Genomic DNA, 6,268 nt, shown 5'->3' with positions numbered 1-6,268 from the left:
AAAAAATTTGGCCCGACGCTCATTCTGGTCCGCACAGGCCTTCTCTCCGGAACAAAATTCGGCGCGATGCTCATTCTGGTCCGCACACGCCCTATCTCCGGAACAAAATTCGGCGCGGCGCTCAGTCTGTTCCGCATACGCCCACCTTCCTTAACAAAAATACGGCAGGCACCCCTTGTGCCACGAACCCTATCCCTTTTCCCCGAGCAAGCAGTTCACGCTGAACTGCTTCCATTGCTTTTTAGAGTACTTTCTTTGGCGACTAGGATGGCACGTTATGAAGCTCACATACACGAGCGTTTCTGCTACACAAAAAACACCCCTTGATTGTATTCGTACAATCAAGGGGTGTTTTTATTTTAGATGGACGGATTAAGCATCTCCGTCGTCATCGTCCATATCGTCCATACCACCATCATCTAGCTCTCCACCCATGTCGTCGTCTTCGCCCATTGGGTCGTCACCACCATCTACGTCTCCACATGCAGCGAGCATACCTACGGCAAATACACCTGACAACATTCCATACATAAGTTTCTTATTCATTATATTCTCCTCCTTAAATTATTTCGTAAGTTTGTGTTGCTTACTTGATTAATACCCACGATAACAGAAAGATATTCAGTATTGAATGACTTTTGAGGTTTTTTCACAATGCTTGAAGTTTTCTTGTAATTGTTCATAGATTGCTTAACATCTTTTTAAAAAAGTGTGAAATTTTCTGATCTGGTGTTTATATTAAACTGAGAAAGGGAACGGTTCATAATGAGTTTTTATAGATTCAATACGCGGGAGGGATCTAGCTTGTCAGACCATCACTATTCCAAACAGCTCATTTCATTGCATACTCAAGCAGACAATTGGCGAGATCAATTAGTACATACACTTCGTGAAAAGTCACCTACAAAATTCCTAGGCGACGATTTACCTTCATTAGAGCCTTATCACAAGCAATGGTTTGACATGATGACCTCTGAGGAGAACTTAACGAACAATCATGCAACCATTCAAAAATGGGCAAAGCAAATCGTCGATTTTTTTATTAATCATCGAATCTCTTCTCAAACGTTGTTTGCTTTATTACGGGCTTATCGCGAGACATTTCAGCACCTTTTTGAGACGCATGTTTCTATAGAAGACTTAACTGCTCGAGATGCGTTTACGATTGTTCATCACCTATCCACAAGAACAGAGTTACTCGTCGAACAAGTGAGCGCCCATTATATCAGCTTTCAAGTTCATGCACTGGAACTGACGAGAAAAGAGATGCACGCCCTTTCTATTCCGCTCGTTCCTGTTTGGGAGAATATCGCTGTTCTTCCAATCATCGGGGATTTAGACGATGAACGTTCACAACACCTACACTCACAAACTCTCGAACGAGCAACCGAATTAAATCTTTCCTATATAGTCATTGATTTGTCAGGTATTAACTCCATTAACACATGGTTCGCGCAACACCTTTCCAATCTTATCAATGCGCTAAAACTGCTCGGAATTACCGTTACTTTATCAGGTATGCGACCAGAATTATCACAAACGATTGTACGACTCGGGATTAAATTCAAAGATGCTACAACGTACCTCACTTTGGAACAAGCTTTATATTCCATACGCCCATTCGCTGAAAAATGATCGAACTCTCGTATAATGAACATGTAAAAATAGATAAAAGATGGGTGGAGAAAACAACATGAAACTCGTTGCAATTGATATGGATGGAACGCTTCTTCATTCGGATCGTCACATTTCAACGTATACAACAGATGTGATCCATGCGCTACAAAAGGATCATTACTTTGTCGTTGCGACAGGTAGAAGTTTGACCGATGCGCGCGACATCGTTCATGAGGCAGGCATTCCGGCAGATGGCTATGTTTGTGCGAACGGTGCAATTGTCGCTGACAAACACGGCCACATCTTAAAAGAGGAACGGCTAGACCGTGAAACCGCCGCACAAGTCGGCACATGGTTGAATGACCAAAAGTTTTATTATCATTTGAGCACGTCAAACGGGCATTACGCTTCTAAAGATTCGTATCAGTATTTCTTGAATGAACTTGAAGACTATTCTAATTCACATGATGATACCGATAAGGTGAAAGAAGCGATTCGAACGCAAGCAGATCGTCAAATTAAGAAGATGGGATTGCAGACGCTCCAGCATCCGTCAGACATTCTCACCGAAGACTTTACGCCTTATAAGTTTCTCGTGCTATCGCTATTCCCTGAACGGTTAGAAAGCATTCGCAACAAATGGGAGTCAGACGAGGATCTACTATTCACTTCATCAGGTACAGATAACGTTGAAATTATGCCTGCAGGTGTGGAAAAAGGAAACGGGCTAGAGCTCATTTCCAAACATTTAGAAGTAAACATTGGGGATACATTTGCTATTGGGGATAACTACAATGACCTGTCGATGTTTAACACATCTGGATTTAGCATATCAATGGGAAATGCAGATGACTTCATCAAAAGTCAAACGAATGCCACGACAGACACTCATGACCAAGATGGTGTCGCAAAAGCCATCGAAAAACATGTCTTATCTGAATAACCATTCCGGGCACTCGCCGTGTTACACTCTAACAAAGGCGGGTGCTTTCTCTATGCGTTCTCAACTTATGAAGTTATACAACGATCAATTAGTCTTGGACCCAACACATACCGACGATCCGAATGAATTTCTTTGGTTTTATACAGATCGTAAAGAGCTCGTCGGATTCCCTAAAACGGTCTCTACAGAAGAGCGCGGTTTGCTCCATACGTTTCTCCAAAGAGTCACGCTTAGTGAGCTTTCACAATCGGAAGCGGAATTACGCTGGTATCAATTATTATTAGAAGATGCCAACAACCTTCCCGAACATATGAAAAATAGTGATTATGTTTTTATTTTTTACTACTTAAACACGTCTACTGATCATAGCGGTGCACTTACTGAGGCGCTTCGCCACTACGGTTCCGTCGTTTGGACAAATGATCAAGAAGGGGTATTAATTGTTGAACGTTCCACTCCTTCACATGCGGAACAAATTGCCCTCGTTCAGTCGACCTTCCAAGCATTAGCGGAAGATTTGAGTGTAGATGTTCACGATTATGTGACACGCGCGTACACCGACATTTCGAAAGCAAAAGCAATGTTTCATGCAGAACGGGAACGGTTTCACCTTTTTATTTCTTGGTTTCAACATCGTCGATCTTTTAATGCGACCGATGCCCCTTTAATTGACTTAGTAAAAACTCATTCTCATAAAGCGCTCACCCAATGGCAACAATCACTCCTACAAAACACTGATCATGAGCTTAGAAGAACGATTTTTACGTATTTGCATTCACAAATGAATCTTACAAAAGCCGCGAGGCAACTTCACATTCATCGTAATACGTTGCAATACCGGTTAGACAAATTTCAAGAGCAAGCCGGGCCAGTATTTCAGCACTTCTCCCTCACAACTGCTGTATATCTTGCCCTATGGTTAACCGGAGAAGCGGTTCCTTTCGTGCATATTGACGAAGTCTCGGTTTAGATTTTGGTCAGTTTGTTCATAGCCTTTCCCATTGAAAACGTTTACGATTAGAATAATCAAATAATTTTCAAACGTGGATGAGGGGAGATTTTTTTATGGCAGAAATTCAATTGGACCATATTTACAAGCGATACGACGGGGATGTAACCGCAGTAACTGACTTTAATTTAAAGATTAAAGATGAAGAATTTATCGTATTTGTCGGACCATCTGGTTGCGGGAAATCTACAACGCTTCGTATGATTGCTGGATTAGAAGAGATTTCAGAAGGTTCGCTATACATCGATGATAATCTTGTAAACGACGTATCGCCGAAAGATCGCGATATCGCAATGGTATTCCAAAACTATGCACTCTATCCACATATGAACGTGTTTGACAACATGGCATTTGGTTTGAAACTTCGTAAATTCAAGAAACCTGACATTAAAGAACGTGTGGATAATGCGGCTAAGATTCTCGGATTAGAAGACTACCTTAACCGTAAACCAAAAGCGTTATCCGGTGGTCAGCGCCAACGTGTGGCACTTGGAAGAGCGATCGTTCGTAACCCGAAAGTATTTTTAATGGATGAGCCACTATCAAATTTAGATGCAAAGTTACGTGTACAAATGCGTTCAGAAATTATTAAACTACATCAACGATTAAAAACAACGACCATTTACGTCACCCACGATCAGACAGAGGCGATGACGATGGCCTCTCGGATCGTTGTCATGAAAGATGGCTTCATTCAACAAATCGGAGCCCCGAGGCAAGTGTATTTGTATCCTGAAAATGTCTTCGTTGGTGGCTTCATCGGCTCACCTTCAATGAACTTTTTGAATGGCAAGCTAAAAGACGGCTACTTCTGGTTTGATGACAACATTTCATTGAAGTTGCCTCAAGATAAACTTGATTACTTAAAACCGTACGACAACAAAAACATCATTCTCGGCATCCGTCCAGAAGACCTTCATGATGAAGAAGCGTTCTTAAACCAAATGAGCGACTCTAAAGCTGCCGTCACCATTGACCTTGCTGAATTAACCGGCTCCGAAGCCGTGCTTTACACGAAAGTCGGCGAGCAAGAAATTGTCGGAATTGTAAACCCGCGTAGCAACATTCAACAAGGCGATCAATTAGAACTCGGTTTTGATATGAATAAAGCTCACTTCTTCGACCCAGACGATGAACAACGGATCAAGCCGCCACATGAGCAACAAATCGTCCCTGAAGAAGCTGAAGAAGAATCTGCCGCAAGCAGTGAATGATAATCCCCACCTGTGCCATCATGGCACAGGTGGTCTTTTTTGCGTGCGTATAATACGTGATTGTTGTTTGGATTCGATTGTGAGTGGAAAGTTTATCACCAACAATGGTAAACTGATAGTAATTTATAAGTAAAGGGTGAAACTGCTTGTTTAAGAGCTTTATCGATAAATATAAAGATCCAGTCATTGTCGTAGATAACACTTTCACAATTCGTTATAGCAACCAATCTTTTCGTGACCAACTACACTATACAGTTGATGAGCTCCAAAACAAAGCTTTAGCACAAGTAACCAAATCTGACGTGTCACTGCTTCTTGAAGAACCGGGGGCTGCTTTAATTTTGGTGAATAAGCATGGGGAAGCCCTGTCTTTTACAGCGGAAATTACTGAAGGTGAGGATGAGCACGATTCACTTCTCTTTATTATCTGCAGAAGAATTCTACAAGAGGATGACATGACGATTGTTGCGAATCTGCAATTTACGGATCTTATGACATCCGTTCTTGACCATACCGAAGTTGGCATTGTCATTACCGATCCTAGTGTAGACGATAATCCGATCATCTACGCGAACCGCGGCTTTGAAACATTGACCGGTTACGCTGCCGAGGATATTATCGGTCAAAACTGTCGGTTTTTACAAGGGGAGCATACTGACGAGGCGGATGTGCAAAAGCTTCGCCGTTCCTTGGCAGCCAATCAACCTGTTTATGTAGAGATGATGAACTATACAAAATCTGGCCAAGCATTTTGGAATGAGTTGTTAATTAATCCTGTATATGTCGATTCAGCTGGCAAAGAATATTTTGTTGGTGTCCAAAAGGACATTACACGCAGAAAAGAAGCGGAGCAAAGATTAGAAGAATCGTTGGAAGAAATACGTGATCTATCCACACCTGTCGTTCCGTTAAGCGAAGGCCTTGCCGTCCTCCCGCTCGTTGGTGTCATTCACGAAGAGCGTTGGCAGATGATGACCGCTCAAGTGTTAGAGCAGGTAAACACAGAAGGAGAAGAACAACTGATCATTGATGTGTCTGGACTGCATACATTTGAGGAAGATTTCGGTACGAAACTAGCGTCTTTACAAAGCATGCTGACATTAATGGGTACAGAACTTATCATTACAGGAATTCGCCCGAACATGGCTCAGCAAAGTGTTTTGCGAGGCGTCAATACATCAACATTCCGAACGTTTTCTACCGTTCGCACCGCTTTAAAAGAGCTATTATAAAAAACTGCAAGGATGAGTGTTCTCATCCTTGCGTTAGCATACTACCTATTCTTCATTTGAATTTGCATGAATTTTTTGCCTTGTTTCATGAATTTCTTCTTCTAATTGCTTCAACTGTCGAGTAACCGGGCGGGGATTTCCCCCGATGGATTCGATCTTTTCCAGATCTCCTTGCACCCGTGCATAATCAGATTTGAGCATTCGCAACTGCTGTTCAAGTTCTTGGACTGTCATGACTTTCTCACCTCATTGT

7 protein-coding genes are annotated in these 6,268 nt (G+C 42.2%); 5 read left to right on the top strand and 2 right to left on the bottom strand.

Annotated elements, in window-relative coordinates; genetic code table 11:
• Positions 1 to 372: 372 nt before the first annotated feature.
• On the bottom strand, positions 373 to 546 hold the full coding sequence (locus JCM19037_RS25505) for a hypothetical protein (RefSeq protein ID WP_193744655.1): 174 nt from the start codon (positions 544 to 546) through the stop codon (positions 373 to 375).
• A 258-nt stretch (positions 547 to 804) separates the two neighbouring features.
• On the opposite strand from JCM19037_RS25505, the gene JCM19037_RS22095 reads away from it, so the two are divergent.
• The 5 genes from JCM19037_RS22095 (at position 805) to JCM19037_RS04725 (ending at position 6,015) form a co-directional block, all read left to right on the top strand.
• Positions 805 to 1,635, top strand: coding sequence for an STAS domain-containing protein (locus JCM19037_RS22095; RefSeq protein WP_052363550.1), 831 nt, complete (start codon positions 805 to 807; stop codon positions 1,633 to 1,635).
• 58 nt (positions 1,636 to 1,693) lie between these two features.
• Complete coding sequence (locus JCM19037_RS04740; protein WP_042398368.1) at positions 1,694 to 2,560, top strand: Cof-type HAD-IIB family hydrolase; 867 nt, start codon at positions 1,694 to 1,696, stop codon at positions 2,558 to 2,560.
• A gap of 52 nt (positions 2,561 to 2,612) precedes the next feature.
• Positions 2,613 to 3,530, top strand: coding sequence for a helix-turn-helix domain-containing protein (locus tag JCM19037_RS04735; protein WP_042398365.1), 918 nt, complete (start codon positions 2,613 to 2,615; stop codon positions 3,528 to 3,530).
• Between the two features lie 95 nt (positions 3,531 to 3,625).
• Positions 3,626 to 4,783: an ABC transporter ATP-binding protein gene (locus tag JCM19037_RS04730; protein ID WP_042398363.1), complete on the top strand. Its 1,158-nt coding sequence runs from the start codon at positions 3,626 to 3,628 to the stop codon at positions 4,781 to 4,783.
• Positions 4,784 to 4,929: 146 nt separating this feature from the next.
• Positions 4,930 to 6,015, top strand: a complete 1,086-nt coding sequence (locus JCM19037_RS04725) for a PAS domain S-box protein (protein ID WP_081829065.1) — start codon at positions 4,930 to 4,932, stop codon at positions 6,013 to 6,015.
• 45 nt (positions 6,016 to 6,060) lie between these two features.
• Here the strand turns inward: JCM19037_RS04725 and JCM19037_RS04720 are convergent, their stop codons facing one another.
• Positions 6,061 to 6,249, bottom strand: a complete 189-nt coding sequence (locus tag JCM19037_RS04720) for an SE1832 family protein (protein ID WP_042398361.1) — start codon at positions 6,247 to 6,249, stop codon at positions 6,061 to 6,063.
• Positions 6,250 to 6,268: the final 19 nt, after the last annotated feature.

Source organism: Geomicrobium sp. JCM 19037 (assembly GCF_000698105.1).
Classification (GTDB): domain Bacteria; phylum Bacillota; class Bacilli; order Bacillales; family Marinococcaceae; genus Geomicrobium_A.
Note: the sequence above shows the minus strand (reverse complement) of the source record. Positions and strands in the feature narration are given on the sequence as shown.

Bases quoted from the DNA above. Each gene is read 5' to 3' on its own strand.
- JCM19037_RS25505 (WP_193744655.1), bottom strand. From the start codon at position 546: ATGAATAAGAAACTTATGTATGGAATGTTGTCAGGTGTATTTGCCGTA.
- JCM19037_RS04740 (WP_042398368.1), top strand. From the start codon at position 1,694: ATGAAACTCGTTGCAATTGATATGGATGGAACGCTTCTTCATTCGGAT.
- JCM19037_RS04735 (WP_042398365.1), top strand. From the start codon at position 2,613: ATGCGTTCTCAACTTATGAAGTTATACAACGATCAATTAGTCTTGGAC.
- JCM19037_RS04730 (WP_042398363.1), top strand. From the start codon at position 3,626: ATGGCAGAAATTCAATTGGACCATATTTACAAGCGATACGACGGGGAT.
- JCM19037_RS04720 (WP_042398361.1), bottom strand. From the start codon at position 6,249: ATGACAGTCCAAGAACTTGAACAGCAGTTGCGAATGCTCAAATCTGAT.